This is a genomic window from Nannocystis punicea (assembly GCF_026965555.1).
GTDB classification, from domain to species: Bacteria; Myxococcota_A; Polyangia; order Nannocystales; family Nannocystaceae; genus Nannocystis; species Nannocystis punicea.
Genome location: NZ_CP114040.1, coordinates 1,178,440 through 1,197,718 on the forward strand (window position 1 = coordinate 1,178,440; position 19,279 = coordinate 1,197,718).

Genomic DNA, 19,279 nt, shown 5'->3' on the forward strand with positions numbered 1-19,279 from the left:
CCTGGATCCGATCGCGGCTCGAGCACGAGAGCCCGACCCCCGAGACCGCCGAGAAAGCGACTCCTCGCGGCTTCACGCCTGCCTACAAGCGGAGATCCTCGCACAGACCGACCATGCCAGCGAGGCGAGCTGTCCGAGCGGACAGGTCTGCAACGAGCGTGCGAGGCGCTGGGCGTCTCGCGGGCGACCGTCGACCGTCGACGCTGTCCCGCGCCGAGCGCCGGTGAGGAACGAGTTCGCTCCGAGGGATGGTCGACGTCTGTCGTCGAGTCGGCGCGGCGCGGCGCAGATGGTTCGTGACGACGAACGCGAGCGTCGCGGCGCCCGGGCGCTCAGGGCGACGGCGGGGCGGCGTTTTGCGGCTCGCCGGGCGGCGGAGCAGGAGACTCGGTGGCCTCGGTGCCCTCGCTCGCGGGGCCCGGGCACGGGGCGAATTCACAATTGGGGCCGGTGCGGCCGACGGCGCTGCCGTCGGGGCACAGCTTGGCCTCCATGGTGCACACTTTTTGGCCGTCGGGGTTGTCGGCGGGCGGGGGATTCGACTTGCCGGCGCAGGCGCCGAGGAGGCCGGCGAGGCCGAGGAGGAGCGCGCGTGAGGTGTTCATGTCGAGGGGGAGGATGCACCGTCCGCGGGCGTGGGGGTAGGCAATTTCAGGGGAGCGGCGAATGGACGAGGTCGGTGGGAAATGGTGGAAGGCGGGGAATGGCCACAGTTGCGACCTGCTTCACGGCATGCGGCCGCGCGAGGCGGCGTCGCAGCGGGACAGCAGGGTGGCGTCCGCGAGGGCCTGGCCGATCGCGCGGGCGCGGGCGAGGGCGTCGGCGGCCTCGGGCGTGCCGGCGGCGACGCGGACGACCATGAGCAGGGCCATGGCGCGCAGTCGGACGTGGCCGGCGTCGCCGGCGTGACGGGCGGCGAGGCGCGCGTGCTCGAGGGCGGCGGCCATGTCCCCGTGGCGGAAGCGGGCGTAGGCGAGGCCGTTGGCGCGGCGGCTGCGGGCGAAGGGGTGCGTGCCGGGGTCGTCGGGCAGGGCGGCGTGCAGGGCCTCGGCGCGGTCGATGTCGCCGGCGTGGTTGAGGGCGTGGCTGACCTGGCCGACGTAGCGGGCGCGCAGGCAGTCGGCGTCGGGGCCGGTCAGGGAGTGCAAGAGCTCGGGGACGTGGGCGAGCGCGGAGGAGACGGCGGTCGGGCGGGTGCGACTGTCGAGCAGCGATTCGCCGAGGGCCAGCTCGACCTGGGCGGCGGGGTCGTCGGCGGCCAGGAGCTTGGCGGTTTGCAGGTGCGTGGCGGCCTCGTCGGGCTGACGCGCGCGCAGGGCCAGGGTGGCGCGCGCGAGCGACAGCCACAGGCGACCGGCGCGGCTCTCGCTGGTGGGCGGGCGGTCCCACAGCTGGACCAGGTCGGTGCACAGCGGCACGGGCAGGTCGACGAAGCGCGAGTGATAGCTGCCCATGAAGCGCAGGCGAGCGTCGACGCTGGCGGGCAGGCCGAAGGTACGGAGCAGGCGGTCGCCCCACTTGCCGCCGGGGAGGCTGCCGCGCTGACGCAGGCGCCGGAGAGCGCGGGTGATGCTGTCGACATCCTCGCGCCAGCCGTGGAGCGCGGCCATCCGCTCGCTGACCGCGGCGAGCGAGCCGTGCTCCTCGACCAGACCGTCGAGATAGACGGCCCACGTGGGTTGTCCGGAATTTTGTCCTCGCGCGGCCACGAGGGTGCCCTTATACCCGGACCCGACGCGGCGACGGAGTCTCGCCGCGCGGTTTTGATGCTCAGGCGCGCGCGCCGGGGACGGCGGCGCGGGGGCGGCGGCGAGCGCATCGGCGACCGCCCGGAGGAGAACGTGTCATGCAATCCACGCTCATCATCGGCGACATCCACGGCTGTCACGCCGAATTGCTCGACCTGCTCGATCGCGCAGGCATCGGCGACGACGATCTGGTGGTCAGCGTCGGCGACCTCGTCGACCGCGGGCCCGACCCGACGGCCGTCGTCGAGCTGTTCCGCCGGCGCCCGCGCTCGCTGGCGCTGTGCGGCAACCACGAGCGCAAGCACATCCGCGGGGTGCTGTCGTATTCACAGCAGGTCGCCAGGCTGCAGCTCGGGGCGGATTACGAGGACCACGTGCGCTGGATGGCGACGCTGCCCTACCACTGGGAGCGCGACGACGTGCGGGTGGTCCACTGGGGGCTCTACCCCGGAGTGCCGCTCGACGAGGTGCCGGAGGACGTGCGCGCGGGCACGACGTCGGGCGACGCGCGGCTGCGCGAGCGCTTCGGCGACCGGCCCTGGTACGAGTTTTACACCGACGACAAGCCGGTCGTGTTCGGGCACTCGGTGGTGGGGCCCGAGCCGCTGGTGCTGCGCGACCGGATCTTCGGCCTCGACACCGGGGTGTGCCACGGGATGCGGCTGACGGGCCTGCTGCTGCCGCAGTTCAAGCTCGTGTCGGTGCCGGCGCGGGCCGATCACTGGGAGCAGGTGCGCCGCGAGTGGCAGGCGCCGGTGCTGCGCACGCTGCCGTGGCAGACGATGACGTTCGAGCAGATCGAGAAGAAGATCCGCTCGCTCCGCGACCCCGAGCTCGACCCGTCGGTGCTGGACCGCGTGCAGGAGTGGGTGACGACGCTCCGCGGGGCGCTGCCGCAATTGCGCGAGTGCCTGGACGCCGAGGTGGCGCGGATCTCCGAGACCGCCGGCGAGGAGTTCGGGCGGGCCGCTGCGGCGCATCCCGCCGGCTCGTGGCTGCTGCGCCGTCGCGCCGGCAAGCTGTCGCCGGAGCACCTCGGCTGCTCGTCGCCCCAGCAGCTGCTGGCGCTCGCCTCGGCGTTCGGGGTGACGCTGTCGGCCGATCCGGTGTGATGGCGCCGCGCGCCCGGGGAGCTCCGGGCGCGCGGCGCTTCGCCGTGTCCGATCGCAGCGGGCGGCCCGGGCGACGCGCTACGTCGCGGCGCTGCAGAAGCCCACGTTCTCCAGCCCTGGGGGCGGCTCCCAGCCGCGATAGGGTCCGGGCCACGGTGAACAAACCTGCTCGGGCGCCGCCGGGCAACCTTCCATCTCGGCGAGATCGCAGAATTGCGTGCAGCAGCGTTCGCCCGCGCAGCCGGGGACATGCGCTTTCGCCACGCAGAGCAGGCCCGGGCCGCACTGATGCTCGAACAGACAGTCCGCGCCGTACTCCGATCGCACCGGATCGGTCGCATCGACGCAGAAGAACCGGTCGTCGACGCCTCCAATCATGGCACACGCCGCCCCCTCGGGGCAGACAGGGTCGAGCGGGCTGCAGCCCGCCAGGCACACGTTGACGGTCCCCGACTGGTTCAACGTCAAACAGGTCTCGCCCGGCTCCGGACACTCGGGACTGGAAGGGCTCCCCGAGCAGCGCGGAATGCAGTGCCCGGCGCCGCTCTCGTCGGTGTACCCGCAGACGAGCCCCGCGTCGCAATTGTCCAGCGGCTCCTTCATCGTCCCTGACGTCTGGCAGGGCTCGTTCAGCTGCCGAGGGTCGGGGTCGACAGGCACGCAATGGGTCTCGTCGAGGAAGTCTCCGACTGTAAACGGCGCGCATTTCAGCCCCGGCGGGCAATCCTGGGCCCAGATGTCACAGGGGGCGCCGGGCAGGTCGACGGGCGCGCTCGAAGTCGGCTCGACCGACGAGCCGCCCTCGGAGCTCGTGCTGGACGCGCCGCTCGTCGTGGTCGTCGTGGCGCCGGAGGTCACTTCCGGAGATGGAACGGCCGCGGACGTGTCCGAGCTCGAGCTGTCCAGTCGAGCGGGGGCGCAGGCGGCCACGATGATGATGCAGCGCAGAACCTTCATTCGGACGCTCGAAGCGGATGCGGAATCGACGGAGGGTCCTTGCAAGAAATGTCGTGAGGACATGTGCGAACGTGCTAGCCCTCGACGCCGCGGGCGCGCAGGACGAGGACGCGGACGTCGCCCTGGTCGCCGAGCGGGGCGAACTTGAGGCCCTGGGCGTCGCCGATGTCGGCGACGAGGTCGTCGGGGCCGAGGCGGCCGTCGGCCGGGCCGCCGCCGGGGCCGCGGTCGACGGCGAGGACGACGATGTGGTCCCAGGGGCGCGGCAAGGCGGCGACGTCGAGGTAGTCGAGGGCGAGGATGTCGCCGGGGCGGGGGACGTAGGCGGCGGGATCGAGGGCGTCGCCGCGGGCGCGGACCTCGAGCGGGGCGGTGACGCGCCCCAGCTCGCGGACCAGGCCGCCGACGCTCGAGTAGGCGAGGTCGCGGCGGCCGGCGCGGCGCAGGCCGGCGACGATGAGGTCGGCACAGTCGGCGCCGACGCGGCGCTCGGCCTGGCTCTTCGCGCCGACCCCGGCGCTGCCGAACACGTACGGGACGTTGAAGTAGGAGGTGAGCCAGCCGAACAGGCCGTCGCCGCTGCGCACGCTGTAGCGGAACACGTCGTCGGCGATCTGCCCGCGCGGGACGTCGTCGGCGTCGGGGGTCGCGCGGGCGACCGCGTCGGGGCCGGTGACCGTGGCGGCGAGGCGCATGGTGCCGAGGTCGCGGTACTCCGGCAGGCGGGCGTCGGCGAGGGCGGCCTCGCTGGGCCTGGCGTCGCGCACCGTGAGCGTCCACAGGTCGTCACCGGCCGGCACGGCGGTCTCGAAGTACTCGAGGCGATCGTAGCCCAGCCAGGTGCCGTGCGAGGGGCCGAACACGACGGCGTTGGCGTAGATGGCGATGGCGGCGTTGGGCGGCGGGGTGGCGACGTGCTGCATGCGCGGCTCGACGCGGCGCCAGTGTACCTGTACTTTGGGACAGCCCGAGGCCGACCACGAGACGTGGCGGGCGGCGCCGGTGTCGGCGAACAGCACGGGCTTGCCGTCGAGGCGGCCGGGCGCGACGAGATGGACGTCGACGGCGACGCCGCTGCGGACGTCGAGCTCGCCGGCGAGGGCGTCGCTGCCGGCGACGCGGCCGAGGAGCGCGGGCGGGCCCGTCAGTTCGCAGCGGGAGGCGGCGCGCGCGAGGCCGGGCGGGGTGAGGAGGACTGCGAGCAGCGCGAGCGAGGTCGACCGCATGGGGGCAGCTGATCGTGACGGGCCGGCGGGCGGTCGGCAAGCTGGACAGTGCGTGGGTTTTGACGGGCGCTTCAGCGCGCGCGTGCCATGGTTGGGGGGCGATGACTGCCGCTGTCGACCTGCGCAAGGGGATCGGGGACATCCATACCCGGCGGTGGAACGATCCCGCGCGACGCGGCGACGGGACGCGGATCCTCGTGTGCCGCTACCGGCCGCGCGGGGTCCGGCACGAAGACGAGACGTGGGCCGAGTGGCTCAAGGACGTGAGCCCGAGCCCGGAGCTGCTGGCGGCGTTCCACGGCAAGGACCAGGAGCCGATCAGCGATCGCATGTTCCGCCGCCGGTACCTGAACGAGATGCGCAAAGAACCGGCGCGCGCGCAGGTGCAGGCGCTGGCCGAGCGCGTGGCCGCGGGCGAGACGGTGACGCTGCTGTGCTCGTCAGGCTGCGTCGACGAGCGCCGCTGCCACCGCACGTGGCTGCGGGAGCTGCTGCTCGAAGAGACAGGTTGAGGCGGCGGGAGCGGTGTCAGGTGGCGGCGGCCGCTCGCGCTCGCGGGCTCGAGCTGTCGCGCACGATCGCCACCACGGCGCCGGTGGTGATCCTCGCGGGCGAGGCGGCCGGAGGGTGGAGGATGTCTTCATGGACATGTCTAAGAGGTAATGGCTGTAAGGACATGTTCTTTATGCAATACGAGGGGATCAGGGCTCGACGAGGACGCCGATCCGGTGGCCGGCGTCGTCGCAGGTCGAGACTGCGGCCTGCAGCCACGGGTCGCCGCCGGCGGGCGCGAGCGGCAGGTGGCCGCGCAGGGCGGCGACGGTGGGCCGCGGGGCCAGCAGGAGCCGCTCGCCGGGGCGCAGCGGGGGCCACTCGGCGAACTCGGGGGACGGCGCGCCGCGGCTGGCGGGGCCGACGCTGCGGACGATGATGTGGCCGAGGCTGTGGGCCATCCCGGCCAGCGCGGCGGTCTTGTTGCCCTCGGCGAGCAGCTGGCGGATCAGGGTGTGCGGCTCGGTCTCGCGGACGAGCCGGCGGTCGTCGAGCACGCAGGCGGTGACGCCGCCGAGCCAACCGATGTGGATGCGCTCAGGAGTCACGACTGCGCACGTCATCGAGGTGAGCGGGGTCCACTCGTCGTCCTCCTCCTGCTGCGGCACGCGATCGATGTGGACCGCGGCGACGGCGAATGCTCGCAGCAGCGCGGCGCGCCAGTCGGTCTCGCCCGCGCGCGCGTCCGCGACGAGGGAGGTCCGCGCGCCGACGACTGCGGGCACCTCCGCTTCGAGCCCGGACCACGAGCCCCACGCGCTGGCGACCGCGGCGACGGTGATGTCCCCGAGGACTTCGGCGGCGACGGGGTTGCCGAACCGGGGCTCGCGCAGCGAGACGACGAAGGCGGACATGGACAATGACGATAACAGGCAGCAGCGCGGATGCGGCCTGCCGTCGAGCGCGCGCGCGCCTTGACCGTGTGATGGGCCTCAGCTAGCTTTCTCAGGCTTTTACTGGAGGATATCGATGCAGCAGAAGAAGGGTGTCAAGAGTGGGGTGAAGGTCAAGACGAACGTGCGCGCCGGCTCCTGCAAGGGCTAGCTGCGCGATCGGGGAATTCCGGGCTCCCTCGCTCGTTCTCCGCCACGCCGGCGGCGCCGCACGCTCGCGCGAGGGAGGATCGGACCGCCGCTCACGGACAGGGCGGCGCGTCGTTCGTCGGTGCCGCGAGCGGTATGATCATTGGGTGAAGAGGCGATGAATGCGAAGATCGCGGCCGACGGGGTCGGCGTGCTGCTTCTGCACGAATATGCAGAGGCGCTGCTCGAGGCCGACCCGGCGCTCGACTTCATCGAGGTGATGCCGGAGAACTGGGCCCGCTTCGGCGGACGGCGGCGGCGACTGTTCGACGCCTGTCGCGAGCGCTGGCCGGCGGTGGCGCACAGCATCTCGCTGTCGGTCGGCGGACCCGAGCCGATCGATGGCGAATTCCTGGCGATGATCGCGGCGCTCTCGCCCACGCTGGGCTGGTGGAGCGATCACCTGTGCTTCGGGCGGATCGGCGGGGGCTACACGCACGCGCTTCTGCCGTTGCCGCACAGCGAGGAGGCGGTGGCGCATGTGGTCCGGCGGGTGAAGGAGGTGCAGGCGCGGCTGGGGCGCGAGCTGGTGCTCGAGAACGTGGCCACGTATGCGCGCCTGCCGGTCGACGCGCTGGCCGAGCCGGCGTTCGTGCGCGCGGTGGTCGAGGAGGCCGATTGCGGGCTGCTGCTCGACGTCGGCAACGTCGTCGTCAACGCGCACAATCACGGGCTCGACCCGGAGGCCTACGTCGACGCGCTGCCGCTGACGCGGGTGCGGGAGATCCACGTGGCCGGTCATCGACCGCGGGGGCCGCTGCTGCTCGACGATCACACGGGGCCGGTGCCGGAGAGCGTGTGGGCGCTGTATCGCCGGACGATCCGCGCGGCGGGGCGGGCGATCCCGACGATCGTGGAGTGGGAGACGGAGATCCCGCCGGTCGAGGCGCTGCTGGCCGAGGTGGCGCGGGCGCGGAGCGAGTCGGCGTTGGCGCTGGAGGGGCGCTGATGCGGCTGTCGGCGCTGTTCTCGGCGTTGCGGCCGCTGATCGACGGGACGGCGGACGCGCGTTCGGTGGCAGAGTCGCTGGGCGAGGTGGTTTCGCCGCGGCTGGGGCTGGGGCTGCAGGTGTACGCGGAGGCGTGTCACAAGCTGCGGCGCGACACGGTCGATGTCATCCACGCGGGCACGCGGGCGGCCGTGACGGCGCGGCTGGGCGAGGAGCGGTGGGCGCGGCTGGTCGACGCGTACTTCCGCGAGCGGCCGGCGAGGTGCTTCGAGCTCAACGAGAACGCGGCCGGGTTCGGCGCCTTCGCGGCGGCGCAGGTCGGCGCGCCGGGGTGGCTCGGCGAGCTGGCGGCGCTCGAGTGGGCGACGTGGCGGGCCGAGAGCGGGCTGGATGACCTTCGGGACAGCTCGGAAGGGCCGCTGCGGGCGGCCGCGTCGGTGGTGGTGCTGCGCGGGGCGTGGGACGTGGCGAGCTGGCTGGCCGAGGAGCAGTGGGCGGCCGAGCCGGAGGCGGGCGAGTGCGCGGTGGTGGTGTGGCGCGACCGCGAGCTGGACGCTTGTCGGGCGACGCCGACCGAGGAGGAGATGGCGGCGATCGAGGCGGCGCTGGCCGGGGCGCCAGGGCCGTGGGGCGCGGACGAGGTGCTGACCGAGCTGCACGCGGCGGGGATTCTCGTCGGCGCGTGGGGGTAGAGCGCCCAGAGCGGCGGGGCGGCGAGGACGACGGGCCTCGACCGGCCGCGGATGGCGAGGCGGAGGGATGCGTCTCTGGCTCGCCGCGAGCGGGCCGGCGTCGGCGAGCGAAACGGATGTGGGGACGTGGGCTCCGTTTCGCCTCGCTCGTCGAGGCGAGAGTGAGCGAAAGGACATGTCCTATTCGAAATGTCGATTAGAACATGTGGATGAAGACATGTCCTGACGGGCAGGTAAATCCTGCGGGGCTCAGCGGCGGGCTTCGGCGACCTGGCGACCGCCGGGGAGCTGGAGCTGGGCGGCGAGCTGGAGCGCGGGCGGGTACTCGGGGCCGAACGCGAGGGCGCGGGCGCTGCTGCGGCGCGCCGCGTCGACGTCGCCGAGGCGGAGCTCGATCTCCCCGCGGGTCGTCCAGAGGTGCGGGTCGTCGCGGTCGTAGCGGAGCGCGAGGTCGATCTGCTGCAGCGCGCGGGCCAGGTCGGCCGGCTCGGCGTCGAGGGCGACCCTCGCCTGGATGTAGGCCGCGTAGGCGCGGTGGTCGACCGGCGAGCTGCTGACGAGCGTCTTGTCGATGTAGTGCAGGGTCCGCGAGCTCGGGCCCGTCCGCGCGCACGCGCTGACGAGCGCGAGGGCGAGGACGGCTCGGGGCAGGGACATGCGGAGAGCTTGACACATTTCGCGCCGACGCGGGTTCACGCCGGTGTTTCCGGGCCGTGCGGGGCCGCAGGTGGGATGAGCCCGGCGCGCCGGCGGCCGCGCTCGTCACGAGGTGGGCGGCTTCGTGGGCACAAGCCGTGAGGATGGGGGGCCCGGCGTCGCGCGACGCGCGACGCGACGCAGGTGAGCCAGCGCGCGCTCGCCCGCGTGCTGACGCTCAGGGGGCGAGCAGGCGTTTGCGCGGCGGTTCGCCCGGGCGGTCGCGGCGGGGGCGACGACCTGTCCTTTGGGACAGATGTCTCCGGCGGGCGGCGACCACGCTCGACCGGCGAAGGTCAAGCCTGTCCTTCGGGACAGGGAGTTGCCGGCGAGTCGCGGGCGGGGGCGAGGCGCGGCGGGCGGGGGTCAAACCTGTCCTCCGGGGCAGGTAGCCTCCGACCCGGTTCAGCCTGTCCTTTGAGACAGGACACTTTTGGCGAGGCGCATGCGGCGGCCGAAGAACCTGTCCTTCAGGGCAGGTGGCCTCCGGCCCGGATCACAGCGGGATGTTGCCGTGCTTGCGGCGCGGGTTCTCCTGGCGCTTGTTCTTGAGCAGGGCGAAGGCGCGGGAGACGTGGCGGCGGGTGTCCTCGGGGCGGATCACCTGGTCGATGAAGCCGAGCTCGGCGGCCTTGTAGGGGTTGGCGAACAGGTCGCGGTAGTTGTTCAGGAGCTCGGTGCGCTGGGCGGCGGGGTTCTTGGCCTCGACGAGCTCGCGGCGGTAGATGATGTTGACGGCTCCCTCGGCGCCCATCACGGCGATCTCGGCGGTCGGGTAGGCGAGGTTCACGTCGGCGCGGATGTGCTTGCTGGCCATGACGTCGTAGGCGCCGCCGTAGGCCTTGCGGGTGACGAGGGTGACCTTCGGGACGGTCGCCTCGACGAACGCGTACAGCAGCTTGGCGCCGTGGCGGATGATCCCGTTGAACTCTTGATCGGTGCCGGGGAGGAAGCCGGGCACGTCGACGAGGGTCCACAGCGGGATGTTGAAGGCGTCGCACATGCGGACGAAGCGGGCGGCCTTGACCGAGGCGTTGATGTCGAGGCAGCCGGCGAGGACCAGCGGCTGGTTGGCGACGACGCCGACGCTGCGGCCGTCGATGCGGCAGAAGCCGATGACCATGTTGCGGGCGAAGTGCTCCTGCACCTCGAGGAAGGCGCCGTCGTCGGCGACGGCGCGGATGATGGTGCGGATGTCGTAGGGGCGCGAGGCGTCGACGGGGACGAAGTCGGCCAGCTCGGGGGTGGAGCGGTTCGGGTCGTCGGCGGTCGGGCGGTGCGGCGGGTCCTCCATGTTGTTGGAGGGCAGGTAGCCGAGCAGCTCGCGGGTCATGGCGGCGGCGGCGGCCTCGCTGGGGCAGGCGAAGTGGGCCACGCCGCTCTTCTCGTTGTGCGTCGCGGCGCCGCCGAGCGCCTCCTTCGTGACCTCTTCGTGGGTGACTGTCTTGATGACGTCGGGCCCGGTGATGAACATGTACGAGCTCTGCTCGACCATGAGGACGAGGTCGGTGAGCGCGGGCGAGTAGACGGCCCCGCCGGCGCACGGGCCGAGGATCAGCGACAGCTGCGGGACCACGCCCGACGCCAGCACGTTGCGCTTGAAGATCTCGGCGTAGCCGGCCAGCGAGGCCACGCCCTCCTGGATCCGCGCGCCGCCGCTGTCGTTGAGGCCGATGACCGGCGCGCCGACGGTGGTGGCCATGTCCATGACCTTGCAGATCTTCATGGCGTGGGCCCAGCCGAGGCTGCCGCCGAAGACGGGCGCCTGCTGGGCGAACACGAACACCGGGCGGCCTTCGACGGTGCCGTGGCCGGTGACCACGCCGTCGCCGTAGACCTTCTTGCCCGGCATGTCGAAGTCGGGGCACTGGGTGGTGACGAAGCGGTCGAGCTCGACGAAGCTGCCGGGGTCGAGGAGCAGCTCGATGCGCTCGTGGGCGGTCTGCCGGCCGCTCTTGTGCAGGCGGTCGACGGCCACGGCGGCGCCCTTCTCGGCCACCGCCAGGTCCTTGTCGCCGCCGGCCAGGAGGTTCGGACCGGCGTAGCTGTCGGCGAGCCGCTCGCGTTGTTCGAGGGCTGCGCGCGGGTCGGGGGTGCTCGGCCGCTTGGGTGCGTCGGACATGGCGGGGCGGAAAATAGCAGGAATCGCGGCGGGCTCGCGCGCAGATGTGGTATGGCGCGCGGCATGCGAGAAGAGCGCAAGAGCACCCCGGTGGCGTCCGCGTTGTGGCTGGCGGCCTGCCTCGCGGCTTGCGGCGGCGGCAGCGGCAGCGAGGCGGCCCCGAGCAAGCCGGCCAGCCCGAAGACCGAGTACCGCTGCAGCATTCAGGTGAGCAAGACGGCGAGCGAGTTCACCGGCAAGGGCAACGGCGAGGACCCGGCCAAGGCCGACGAGGCGGCGTGGACGGACGTGTGCGCGAAGCTGCCGGAGGCCGAGCGCGCGACCTGCCGCGACGAGACGAAGTGGACGGTGACGAAGTCGTCGATGTCGGCCAGCGGCGGCGGGCCGACCTCGCACTCGACGACGCTGGCTCTGGTGGCGATCGCGCCGATGTTCGAGGGCGAGGCGTTCTCGGAGGCCAGCAGCGACGAGGCCTGCAAGGCGGCCCTGGCCGACGCCTGCACCAAGGCCGGCTCGCCCGGCGACTGCCTGGCGGCGGGCTTCGAGAAGAAGGGCGAAGCCAGGACGAAGAAGACGCAGATGAGCAAGAATTAACGGGGAGCGACCCGCGGCCGGTTCGGTGTCCCGGGGCTCGTCGCCCGGCTCGCTGCGAGATCGCCTCGCGGCTCGTGCGCTGAGCCCTGCGCAGTGGTTCGCTCCCGGCATGCGGTCACTGCCGGCCCACGGCGAGCCCGAGCGTGGCGGGCTCGTCGGTTCTCCGGCCGAACAGCACGTAGTAGCGACCCGGGGTGAGGTCGTGAGACGTGATCTCGCCGGGCTGGACTTCCTCGTCGAAGCTGTCCAGGCACGAGCCGCACTTGACGACGCGGAAGCCGGACCAGCCCTCCGGCTGCGAGGCGATGACCAGGTAGTTGCCGGCCTCGGTGACCTCGAAGCCGCGGGTCGTGAACATCACGTCGTCCTGGGCGGGGCCCAGGACATCGTCCTGGTCGCAGGCGACGTCGGCGGTGAGGGTGACCACCCGGCCGTCCCACGGCGCGAGCGGCAGGCTGCAGTCGACCAGGGCGATCCGGTTGCTCATCTCTCGGCACGACGGGTAAGCCTCGAAGTCCGCCATCGCCTGCTCGATGGGCTCGTCGAAGATGTCCTCGAAGACAGCCGAGAACTCGACGAAAGTGGCCCGCGAGTCGGCCGCGCGCAGGAACAGGAGGTAGCGGTCGAGGCCGTGACGGTCGAGCAAGAACCGCGCGAACAGGCCGGCGGTCTGGTAGTCCCTGGCGTCGAACTTGAAGTTGTGGAGGACCTGGTCGAGCAGGGTGTGCTCGGTGCGGTAGCCGGCGCCGTCGGCGAAGACCTCGGCGAAGCCCTCGGCGAACGGGCGCGGGCCCTCGATGCCGGCCGAGTTCATCACGGCGTGGGTTATCTCGTGGAAGTGGAAGCTGCGGATGCTGAAGGCGTACGGCTCGTCCCCGTGGGCGCAGCCGTCGGCCTTCATGCCCTCGCAGTACTCGGCCAGCTCGTCGCGGTCGGCGACCCGGGTGTAGCGGATGATCTCGTCCAGCTCGACGCCGACGAGCTCGGCCAGCTGGACGGCGTGCTGCTCCTGGCGGTGGAAGGAGCCGCGGCAGATCGGCTCGCTGGTGGTCGTGCCGTGGTGCAGGCGCTCGCCCTTCCAGATCGGCTCGGGGATGTCGGGCTCGCAGGCCAGGAGGCCCGGCAGGATGACCAGGACGACGGCCAGGATGATTTTGCGCGCGGAATGCATGGGTAGTCCCGGTCAAGGCGCGGTGGCGTCGCGCCCCGAGCAGTCATCGCGCCGCTTCAGTGGGCGCAGAGGGACTGTAGTTGGTGGGATGGGCCGGCACCAGGCGTTCGACGACGCGGCCGATTCGCGTGATCTCGCGGACTCGACTTGGGCCCACCCAACGCTGGTTGGCCTCGGCGAGTTGTCAGCCGAGCGTGCCCTTGGTCGAGGGCACGCCGACGTACGGGTCGGGGGCGCAGGCCTGCCGGAGCGCGCGCGCGAGGCCCTTGAAGCTGGCCTCGACCAGGTGGTGCACGTTGCCGCCCTCGCGTTGATGGATGTGCAGGTTCATCCGCGCCTGCACCGCGAAGGCCTGATAGAACTCGCGCACGAGGTCGCAGTCGAAGCTGCCGATCCGCTTGCCGGCGACGCCGGGCAGGTCGTAGACGAGGTAGGGGCGGCCGCCGAGGTCGAGGGCGACGTCGACCAGGACCTCGTCCATGCACAGCGAGAAGTGGCCGTAGCGGAAGATGCCGAGCCGCGCGCCGAGGGCCCGGTCGAACGCGCTGCCGAGCACGAGGCCGATGTCCTCGACGGTGTGGTGGTCGTCGATGTGGGTGTCGCCGCGGGCGTGGACCTCGAGCTGCATCGCGCCGTGACGCGCGAGCGCCTCGAGCATGTGCGACAGGAACGGCACCGGCGTGTCGATGTGGTGGCGCGCGGGCGCGTCGCACGGCAGCGTCAGATCGACGGTGATCTGGGTCTCGCGGGTGACTCGCTCGACACGGGCGGTGCGCACTTGGTTCACGGGGCCTCGCTTACATCCGGGTCTCGGGCACGAACACGATGTCACCTGGCCGTAAGACCAGGTCCTCGGCGCGGCCGTCGACGATCGCCGAGAGGGAGATCTCGAAGGTCACTGTCTCGTCGCCGCGGCCGGTGCGGCGGGTCAGCTTGACCCGCGCAGGCGCGGCGTACGGGGTGAGGCCGCCGGCGAGCGAGACGGCCTGCACGAGCGTGAGGCCGTCGCGCCAGCCGAGTGAGCCGGCCTCGTTGACCTGGCCGAGGATGCTGATCTCCCGGTTGCCGCGCTCCTTGATCTGCACGACCACGTGCGGATGATTGAGGTAACCGTCGGCGAGCTTGGTCTCGAGCTGGCGAGCGACCTCGTCCTTGGTCAGGCCGGTGACCGCCACGCCGCCGACCATCGGGAAGTCGATCGTGCCGTCCTCGGCGACCGCGTAGGTGCCGTTGAAGCGGTCCTCGTCGAACACGCGGATGTCGAGCTCGTCGCCGGGGCGCAGGCCGGCGCTCGGGGCGATCACCGGGGCCTCGACGCGGGCCTGGCCGCGATCGCAAGCTGTCCCCAAAGACAGCAGGATGCCGAGGCCTGGACCGAGCCGGATGAGCGCGCTGCGAGGACGTGCAGGCATGAGCAGACGCCGCGGAGGCTAGAATCTCACGGCGCCGAGGACCATGGCAACATGCTTGGCGAAGCCGCCGAAGTCGGTCAGACCGCCGGTGTAGTGGGCGATGAAGTCGGTGCGGTCGACGATCATGTCGTAGCGCGCGCCGACCACGAACAGGCGGCCGAAGGGCTGTTCCACTCGGGCGCTGAGGGCGAACAGGGTGTCGGAGCGGACGAACCCGGGCGCGTTCTCGTACGACTCGATGCGGGTCTCGCGGCCGGGGATCGGCAGGCCGGCGTAGCGGCGACCGACGACCGAGAAGCCGAGCTCGGCGTACATCTTCCAGCGGAAGGTGTGCAGGCCGCCGATCCGGCCGGCGATGTCGTGGAAGTAGTTGCCGAACAGCGAGTCGCTGAATTGGCGATCGATCTGGGCGAAGAACTGCGTGCGCAGGGTCGGGAAGTAGGCCGCTCGTACGCCGCCGATGAAGCCGCGGAAGTTGGGGCCGTTCTCGTCGTCGTAGTAGAGCCCGGCGCCGTAGCCGGCCATGGCGTCGAGGGTCCAGCGCTTGGCGATCTGGCCGCGGAAGCCGAGGTACACGCGGTGGGCGTTGTTGTCCTCGTTGCAGTCGGGATCGGTGTTGGCGTTGCAGCTGAAGTAATACGTGTGGGCGAACGAGTAGTTGACGAGGATCGCCGAGCGCGGGGCGATCCGCCACTTGACCTCGGTGGCGGCGCCGTGGATGTAGCGGTCGCCGCTGTAGACGTCGGGTGCCTCGAAGTACAGGACCTCGTTGAGGTAGTTGGCGCCGATGCTGAAGCGGCCGCCGCCGGGCCGGTAGATGAAGCCGAGCGAGAGGCGGTGGTCGATGCGGTTGTAGTTGTAGCCGACGCCGGCGTCGTAGTTGCGCGGGTCGGCGAAGCGCGAGAAGAACTCGGTGAAGTTGAAGCTGAAGCGGCGCCCGGGGGCGATCACGAAGTGCGCGTTGAGGTCGACGCTGAAGCGAGGGAGACGCCGGATCTCCTCGGCGCGGGCCATGAAGGCCCGGTAGCCCGCAGTCAGCCGGATGTTGTAGTCGATCTTGCGGTCCTGCTGCGCCTCGACCTCGCTCTGCAGCACGCCGTCGCGGACGTCGCGGTTGCCGATGCCGAGCCACGCGACAGGCATCACCAGCGCCGCCGGTCGGACCCCGCCGTGGTCGCCCTTGCGGTTCCAGAACACGTTGCTGTCGCCGCCGACCATCAACGCGAAGCCGGGGTGGAACGTCGAGCGCGGGCCGAGCTTGATGCCCGCGCCGTCCTCGGTCCGCGGCACGCTGCCGATCAGGTTGCCGGTGGCGTTCGAGCCGGCTGCATGCGCGACCCGAAAGCAGAGGGCCGCGCAGATCGTCCCCACGGCGACGAGGCAGTGGAGCGCCCACCTGGGGGCTGGCTGGTTAAGTCGACGCAAGGGGAAGGCGAGAGGCTACAGCCTAGCGAATCTCAGCCCAGAGGCGAGAATTGTGAGCGCCAAGTCCGAACCATGCGCGTCGTGTGGCTTGTCCTCCGCGCCGTGGTCGTCCGACGAGACAGACCGACCTGCGTGTGGCCAGTCGTTCCGGTCGCGCGGCGCGAGCGAGGTCAAATCACCGGGCTGGCGACGGGCGGCCGCGGGTCGATGCGCGGCGGCAACCGCTGGACGCCGGAGCTCGTCGACGTCGGGTCGGTGGGGATGACTGTCTTCGGCTGATTGGCGGTGTTTTGGGCGTCGCTGCGCTTCTGCTCCTGATCGCCCTGGCACGCCCTGGCCTGGCCGACGAGGCCGGAGATGCGCTCGGCGGCCTCGCCCAGCTTCTCGCCGGCGAAGGCGCGGCTCTGCCCATCGGCCGATGAATCTTGCAACACCAAGAGCTCGCCGGTCGCGACCTCGAGCACGATCTCGGCGCGGTCGTGCTTGTCCTGGACGCACGCGGTGCGGCCCATGTCGCCGCTTTGCCGCGCGCGGGTGAGGAGCGTGCCGAGTTCGGTCATGCCGCGCTCGATGGTGCCGCGCGCGCTGCCGACTCCGGCAGTCACCGCCGGCGACGGCGCCGCGGCGGCCGCCGCGGGATCGGGCGCGGCCGAGTCGGCGGTGAACGGGTCGGCGGCGGCCGGTGCAGATGCAGCAACGCCCGCGTCGGGCGACGCGGGCGCAGGTGCGGGGCTGGCCGAAGGAGCAGCTCCGACGGGGCTCGCCGCGAGCAACGTGGCGGACCCCCAGGCAAGGACGACGCGCTTTGAAAACGTGCTCATGACCCTCCAGAAAATACCACGGAGAAGGTCACGTCCGAAGCCTGTTCGGCCCCCGGCGTGGTGGGGAACCGCCACCCCTTGATCTTGGCGACAGTGCACGTCTGTACACCACCATCCTGGAGGGTGTCGTCGTTGATCCGGACCTCGGTGACGGTGCCCATGACACTGATGGTGATCGTGTAGGAGATCTTGCCGGCCAGGCCAGGATTGGTCTGCAACGCCTTGTTATAACAAGCCTGCAGCGCGCCGGTGCGCTGGCGGATCGTGGCTTGCACGGCCTTCTTGTCGGCGTCGCCGTAGACATCGGCGCCGGAGCTCTTCACCGAGGAGTTGATCTTCCGCTCCTTCTTCTCGAGCTCGGCGAGCTCCGGGCCCTGGGCCTCGAAGCCCTTGGTGCCGACGATCGCCCCCTGCGCGCTGATGCCCTCGCCGCCGGGGACGTAGGGGCTGACGACCGTGCCGTCGGGCAGGACCGTGGCGGTCATGCCGGCCGCGAACAGCTCGCCGAGGTTGTTCTCGGTGCTCTGGATGACGTCGAACACGGTGCCCGGGCCGTCGCCGCCGTAGGTGCCGAGGACCCGCGCGATGCCGACGCCCCGCGCCTTGTCCATCGCCTCCTTGGAGTAGGTCTTCTGGGTGATCACGGGCTTGTCGATCACCTTCTCCGGCTTCGGCGTCAGCTTCTCGTCCTCCTTGGCGAGCAGCTGCTCCTCGTCGTCCTTCTTCTCCTCCTCGGGCTCTTTCTGCTTCGGCTTGTCGAGGTTCATCACCCGCAAGAAGCGCTCGTCGATCTCCGGCTCGATCGTGTAGTCGATGTGCTTGTTCGAGGCCCAGATGAAGTAAGGCCCGAACATCAAGAACGCGGCCGTCAGCGTGGCCAGGTCGGAGCGCGTCCACATGTTGGACGGACGCGCCTTGAACTCGACCGGGAACGGCGGCTTCGGCGGGACGGGCTGCGGCGCCGCGAACTGAAACAGCAGCGTGGTGTCGCCGAGGTCGAGCTTGCCGCGCGCGCTCGGGTCGAGCACCACCCGCACGCTGCGCGCCCGCGGGTCCTCGCGCAGGCGCTTGCGCCACAGCTGGCCGAGGTTGACCGAGCGCCCCCGCATGACGAGCTGCCCGCCCACGCGCGGCGGCAGGTCGAGCACGTAGCGGCCCTCCTGCACGATGAAGAGGACGTGTCGCTTCGGGACCGCAGCGCCGAAGCACAGCAGCTGATTGCCGACGTCGGTGCCGGCGGTCACCGCCTCGGCTGCGCTCTGATGCAGCTCGTCGCAGACCAGGCCGTCGACAATCGAGGCGATCCGCAGGACCTTGGACCGGGCAACCACGCGTGGAAAGTCTAGCGGATGTAGTTGATTTGTGGTGCTCGCGCCAATTTTCCCGGGTCCTACCGCGATCGGACCTGGGGACAAAACTGCTCGGACCGCCGCGCGAGTGACGTCGCCCAGACTTCACACGACACGCCGACGGATTCCGCGGGCCGCGGCCAAGCGAACGCTCAGACCCGATCCACGAGCAAAAACAAAGGGCCGGCGGCTCCCGAAGGAGTGCCGGCCCTCGTCCAGGCTCGAGCTCGATCAGCTCTTCCGGATCACGCAGAACGAGTACTCGGAGAACTCGGCGCGGCCGGTCGTGTACATGACGTCGACGAGGACGCTGAACTTGAGGTCCTGGTCGCCGACCAGGATCACTCGGCCGGTCCACGGCTTGTTCTGGCGCTCGGCCAACTGCTTGGCCTTGTCGACTTCCTCGGCGAGCTGGTCGTACAGCGGCCCGATCAGGTGGTTCTGCACCTGCGACGGGTCGATGTCGCCGTCGGGCGTCATCGTCACGATCTTCTTGCTGTCGAACGTGATGCCGCGGGTGGTGACGAAGATCGGGATGCCGTCCTGGATCGGCGCGTCCGCTGTGGACATCGGGATCTTCTGGCCCGCGGTCGGGTTGATGACGATCGGGTCCGACGCGTAGCTCTTCAGCAGGTACACCACGAGAATGGACACGATGTCCATCAGCGAGGTGATGCCGAGGTTGGCCTTCTCTTCCGGCTTGGCCCGGCGAGCTGCGGCCTTCTCCTTCTTCTTGGCGAGGAATGCCTCCTGTTCGGGAGTCATCAGCTGGCACCCCCTTCCACGATCGGCTGCCAGAACAGGCACTCGTCGGGGATCTTCTCGCCGCCCTTGAGGGCCTTGGCGATCTTGCAAGTGCGCCCCGCCAACGCGTCCATCGTCATGATGATGGTCTGCATCGGGATGTTGGCCTCGGCGCTGATCGTGACGACCTGCTCGTTCGGGAACAGCTGCTTGTAGCCCTTCGCCTTGGCTTCGAGCTGGGCGTAGTCATAGCGCTCATAGTCGGTGAGCGGCGCGCCCTGCTTGGCGAGACCGATCGTCGGGGCCTTCGAGTCTTGCGACTTGCCGGCCTCGGCGCCCTCCTGCTGACCGTCCGCGCTGACGCGGAAGCCGTCCTCCATGACGAAGACCTTGAGGTTGAGCGGCTTCTCGTCCTTCTTCTCCTGCTCGTCCTTCGGCTGAGCAGCGGCCGCGAACTTCGGCGGCGAGACGTTGATCGAGGCCATCTGGGCGAATTCCATCGCCATCAGCAGCGCCGGGATCATCAAGAACATCACGTTCATGACCGGCAAGAGGTTCGCCTCGATCTCCTCCTCTTCCATCTTCTTACGTGGCATCGCTCACCTCCTTTCTTTCGTTCGGGTGGAG

The 19,279-nt window shown here is 70.9% G+C and carries 21 protein-coding genes; 5 read left to right on the forward strand and 16 right to left on the reverse strand.

Going from position 1 to position 19,279, the window contains the following annotated elements:
* Nucleotides 1-332: 332 nt before the first annotated feature.
* Nucleotides 333-605: a hypothetical protein gene (locus tag O0S08_RS04535; RefSeq protein ID WP_269037738.1), complete on the reverse strand. Its 273-nt coding sequence runs from the start codon at nt 603-605 to the stop codon at nt 333-335.
* A 120-nt stretch (nt 606-725) separates the two neighbouring features.
* Nucleotides 726-1,709 carry a hypothetical protein gene (locus tag O0S08_RS04540; protein ID WP_269037739.1) on the reverse strand — a complete coding sequence of 328 codons (984 nt, stop codon included), beginning with the start codon at nt 1,707-1,709 and terminating at the stop codon, nt 726-728.
* 137 nt (nt 1,710-1,846) lie between these two features.
* On the opposite strand from O0S08_RS04540, the gene O0S08_RS04545 reads away from it, so the two are divergent.
* The gene (locus tag O0S08_RS04545; RefSeq protein ID WP_269037740.1) at nt 1,847-2,860 is read left to right on the forward strand and encodes a metallophosphoesterase; all 1,014 of its coding nucleotides are present in this window, start codon (nt 1,847-1,849) and stop codon (nt 2,858-2,860) included.
* 78 nt (nt 2,861-2,938) lie between these two features.
* On the opposite strand, the gene O0S08_RS04550 is transcribed toward O0S08_RS04545, so the two are convergent.
* Nucleotides 2,939-3,718, reverse strand: a complete 780-nt coding sequence (locus tag O0S08_RS04550) for a hypothetical protein (protein WP_269037741.1) — start codon at nt 3,716-3,718, stop codon at nt 2,939-2,941.
* A 173-nt stretch (nt 3,719-3,891) separates the two neighbouring features.
* Nucleotides 3,892-5,043: a hypothetical protein gene (locus O0S08_RS04555; protein ID WP_269037742.1), complete on the reverse strand. Its 1,152-nt coding sequence runs from the start codon at nt 5,041-5,043 to the stop codon at nt 3,892-3,894.
* A 101-nt stretch (nt 5,044-5,144) separates the two neighbouring features.
* Here O0S08_RS04555 and O0S08_RS04560 point away from each other — a divergent pair, with 101 nt between their 5' ends.
* Nucleotides 5,145-5,555 carry a DUF488 domain-containing protein gene (locus tag O0S08_RS04560; protein WP_269037743.1) on the forward strand — a complete coding sequence of 137 codons (411 nt, stop codon included), beginning with the start codon at nt 5,145-5,147 and terminating at the stop codon, nt 5,553-5,555.
* Between the two features lie 16 nt (nt 5,556-5,571).
* On the opposite strand, the gene O0S08_RS04565 is transcribed toward O0S08_RS04560, so the two are convergent.
* Complete coding sequence (locus tag O0S08_RS04565; RefSeq protein ID WP_269037744.1) at nt 5,572-5,721, reverse strand: hypothetical protein; 150 nt, start codon at nt 5,719-5,721, stop codon at nt 5,572-5,574.
* 23 nt (nt 5,722-5,744) lie between these two features.
* Nucleotides 5,745-6,449 carry a PP2C family serine/threonine-protein phosphatase gene (locus tag O0S08_RS04570; RefSeq protein WP_269037745.1) on the reverse strand — a complete coding sequence of 235 codons (705 nt, stop codon included), beginning with the start codon at nt 6,447-6,449 and terminating at the stop codon, nt 5,745-5,747.
* Between the two features lie 346 nt (nt 6,450-6,795).
* Between O0S08_RS04570 and O0S08_RS04575 the strand changes: the two genes are divergently transcribed.
* Together O0S08_RS04575 and O0S08_RS04580 are read left to right on the forward strand one after the other, a co-directional pair.
* On the forward strand, nt 6,796-7,626 hold the full coding sequence (locus O0S08_RS04575; RefSeq protein WP_269037746.1) for an MbnB/TglH/ChrH family RiPP precursor modification enzyme: 831 nt from the start codon (nt 6,796-6,798) through the stop codon (nt 7,624-7,626).
* Nucleotides 7,626-8,318 (forward strand): hypothetical protein, encoded by a 693-nt coding sequence (locus O0S08_RS04580; RefSeq protein WP_269037747.1) that lies wholly within the window; start codon nt 7,626-7,628, stop codon nt 8,316-8,318. The genes O0S08_RS04575 and O0S08_RS04580 overlap by 1 nt, the downstream gene beginning before the upstream one ends.
* Nucleotides 8,319-8,567: 249 nt before the next feature.
* On the opposite strand, the gene O0S08_RS04585 is transcribed toward O0S08_RS04580, so the two are convergent.
* Complete coding sequence (locus O0S08_RS04585) at nt 8,568-8,975, reverse strand: tetratricopeptide repeat protein (RefSeq protein WP_269037748.1); 408 nt, start codon at nt 8,973-8,975, stop codon at nt 8,568-8,570.
* Nucleotides 8,976-9,510: 535 nt separating this feature from the next.
* On the reverse strand, nt 9,511-11,136 hold the full coding sequence (locus tag O0S08_RS04590) for an acyl-CoA carboxylase subunit beta (RefSeq protein WP_269037750.1): 1,626 nt from the start codon (nt 11,134-11,136) through the stop codon (nt 9,511-9,513).
* A gap of 63 nt (nt 11,137-11,199) precedes the next feature.
* Between O0S08_RS04590 and O0S08_RS04595 the strand changes: the two genes are divergently transcribed.
* Nucleotides 11,200-11,730 carry a hypothetical protein gene (locus O0S08_RS04595; protein WP_269037751.1) on the forward strand — a complete coding sequence of 177 codons (531 nt, stop codon included), beginning with the start codon at nt 11,200-11,202 and terminating at the stop codon, nt 11,728-11,730.
* Between the two features lie 115 nt (nt 11,731-11,845).
* Here the strand turns inward: O0S08_RS04595 and O0S08_RS04600 are convergent, their stop codons facing one another.
* From O0S08_RS04600 to O0S08_RS04635, 8 genes are all read right to left on the reverse strand, one after another.
* Nucleotides 11,846-12,901 carry a hypothetical protein gene (locus O0S08_RS04600; RefSeq protein ID WP_269037753.1) on the reverse strand — a complete coding sequence of 352 codons (1,056 nt, stop codon included), beginning with the start codon at nt 12,899-12,901 and terminating at the stop codon, nt 11,846-11,848.
* A gap of 184 nt (nt 12,902-13,085) precedes the next feature.
* A complete protein-coding gene (hisB, locus tag O0S08_RS04605) occupies nt 13,086-13,688 on the reverse strand; it encodes an imidazoleglycerol-phosphate dehydratase HisB (protein ID WP_269037754.1) in 603 nt (200 codons plus the stop codon).
* A gap of 10 nt (nt 13,689-13,698) precedes the next feature.
* Nucleotides 13,699-14,313: a polysaccharide biosynthesis/export family protein gene (locus O0S08_RS04610; protein WP_269037755.1), complete on the reverse strand. Its 615-nt coding sequence runs from the start codon at nt 14,311-14,313 to the stop codon at nt 13,699-13,701.
* 18 nt (nt 14,314-14,331) lie between these two features.
* Nucleotides 14,332-15,684 (reverse strand): hypothetical protein, encoded by a 1,353-nt coding sequence (locus O0S08_RS04615; RefSeq protein ID WP_269037756.1) that lies wholly within the window; start codon nt 15,682-15,684, stop codon nt 14,332-14,334.
* Between the two features lie 224 nt (nt 15,685-15,908).
* A complete protein-coding gene (locus O0S08_RS04620) occupies nt 15,909-16,559 on the reverse strand; it encodes a hypothetical protein (RefSeq protein WP_269037757.1) in 651 nt (216 codons plus the stop codon).
* Nucleotides 16,556-17,890 carry an AgmX/PglI C-terminal domain-containing protein gene (locus tag O0S08_RS04625; RefSeq protein WP_269037758.1) on the reverse strand — a complete coding sequence of 445 codons (1,335 nt, stop codon included), beginning with the start codon at nt 17,888-17,890 and terminating at the stop codon, nt 16,556-16,558. Before O0S08_RS04625 ends, O0S08_RS04620 begins: the two co-directional genes overlap by 4 nt.
* A gap of 249 nt (nt 17,891-18,139) precedes the next feature.
* On the reverse strand, nt 18,140-18,673 hold the full coding sequence (locus O0S08_RS04630) for a biopolymer transporter ExbD (protein WP_269037759.1): 534 nt from the start codon (nt 18,671-18,673) through the stop codon (nt 18,140-18,142).
* Nucleotides 18,673-19,248 carry an ExbD/TolR family protein gene (locus O0S08_RS04635; protein ID WP_269037760.1) on the reverse strand — a complete coding sequence of 192 codons (576 nt, stop codon included), beginning with the start codon at nt 19,246-19,248 and terminating at the stop codon, nt 18,673-18,675. Before O0S08_RS04635 ends, O0S08_RS04630 begins: the two co-directional genes overlap by 1 nt.
* Nucleotides 19,249-19,279: the final 31 nt, after the last annotated feature.

Excerpts from the sequence above, each read along its gene's own strand:
- O0S08_RS04535 (WP_269037738.1), bottom strand. The coding sequence starts at position 605 with ATGAACACCTCACGCGCGCTCCTCCTCGGCCTCGCCGGCCTCCTCGGC.
- O0S08_RS04545 (WP_269037740.1), top strand. The coding sequence starts at position 1,847 with ATGCAATCCACGCTCATCATCGGCGACATCCACGGCTGTCACGCCGAA.
- O0S08_RS04555 (WP_269037742.1), bottom strand. The coding sequence starts at position 5,043 with ATGCGGTCGACCTCGCTCGCGCTGCTCGCAGTCCTCCTCACCCCGCCC.
- O0S08_RS04560 (WP_269037743.1), top strand. The coding sequence starts at position 5,145 with ATGACTGCCGCTGTCGACCTGCGCAAGGGGATCGGGGACATCCATACC.
- O0S08_RS04565 (WP_269037744.1), bottom strand. The coding sequence starts at position 5,721 with ATGTCCTTACAGCCATTACCTCTTAGACATGTCCATGAAGACATCCTC.
- O0S08_RS04570 (WP_269037745.1), bottom strand. The coding sequence starts at position 6,449 with ATGTCCGCCTTCGTCGTCTCGCTGCGCGAGCCCCGGTTCGGCAACCCC.
- O0S08_RS04575 (WP_269037746.1), top strand. The coding sequence starts at position 6,796 with ATGAATGCGAAGATCGCGGCCGACGGGGTCGGCGTGCTGCTTCTGCAC.
- O0S08_RS04580 (WP_269037747.1), top strand. The coding sequence starts at position 7,626 with ATGCGGCTGTCGGCGCTGTTCTCGGCGTTGCGGCCGCTGATCGACGGG.
- O0S08_RS04585 (WP_269037748.1), bottom strand. The coding sequence starts at position 8,975 with ATGTCCCTGCCCCGAGCCGTCCTCGCCCTCGCGCTCGTCAGCGCGTGC.
- O0S08_RS04590 (WP_269037750.1), bottom strand. The coding sequence starts at position 11,136 with ATGTCCGACGCACCCAAGCGGCCGAGCACCCCCGACCCGCGCGCAGCC.
- O0S08_RS04595 (WP_269037751.1), top strand. The coding sequence starts at position 11,200 with ATGCGAGAAGAGCGCAAGAGCACCCCGGTGGCGTCCGCGTTGTGGCTG.
- O0S08_RS04600 (WP_269037753.1), bottom strand. The coding sequence starts at position 12,901 with ATGCATTCCGCGCGCAAAATCATCCTGGCCGTCGTCCTGGTCATCCTG.
- O0S08_RS04610 (WP_269037755.1), bottom strand. The coding sequence starts at position 14,313 with ATGCCTGCACGTCCTCGCAGCGCGCTCATCCGGCTCGGTCCAGGCCTC.
- O0S08_RS04620 (WP_269037757.1), bottom strand. The coding sequence starts at position 16,559 with ATGAGCACGTTTTCAAAGCGCGTCGTCCTTGCCTGGGGGTCCGCCACG.
- O0S08_RS04630 (WP_269037759.1), bottom strand. The coding sequence starts at position 18,673 with ATGACTCCCGAACAGGAGGCATTCCTCGCCAAGAAGAAGGAGAAGGCC.
- O0S08_RS04635 (WP_269037760.1), bottom strand. The coding sequence starts at position 19,248 with ATGCCACGTAAGAAGATGGAAGAGGAGGAGATCGAGGCGAACCTCTTG.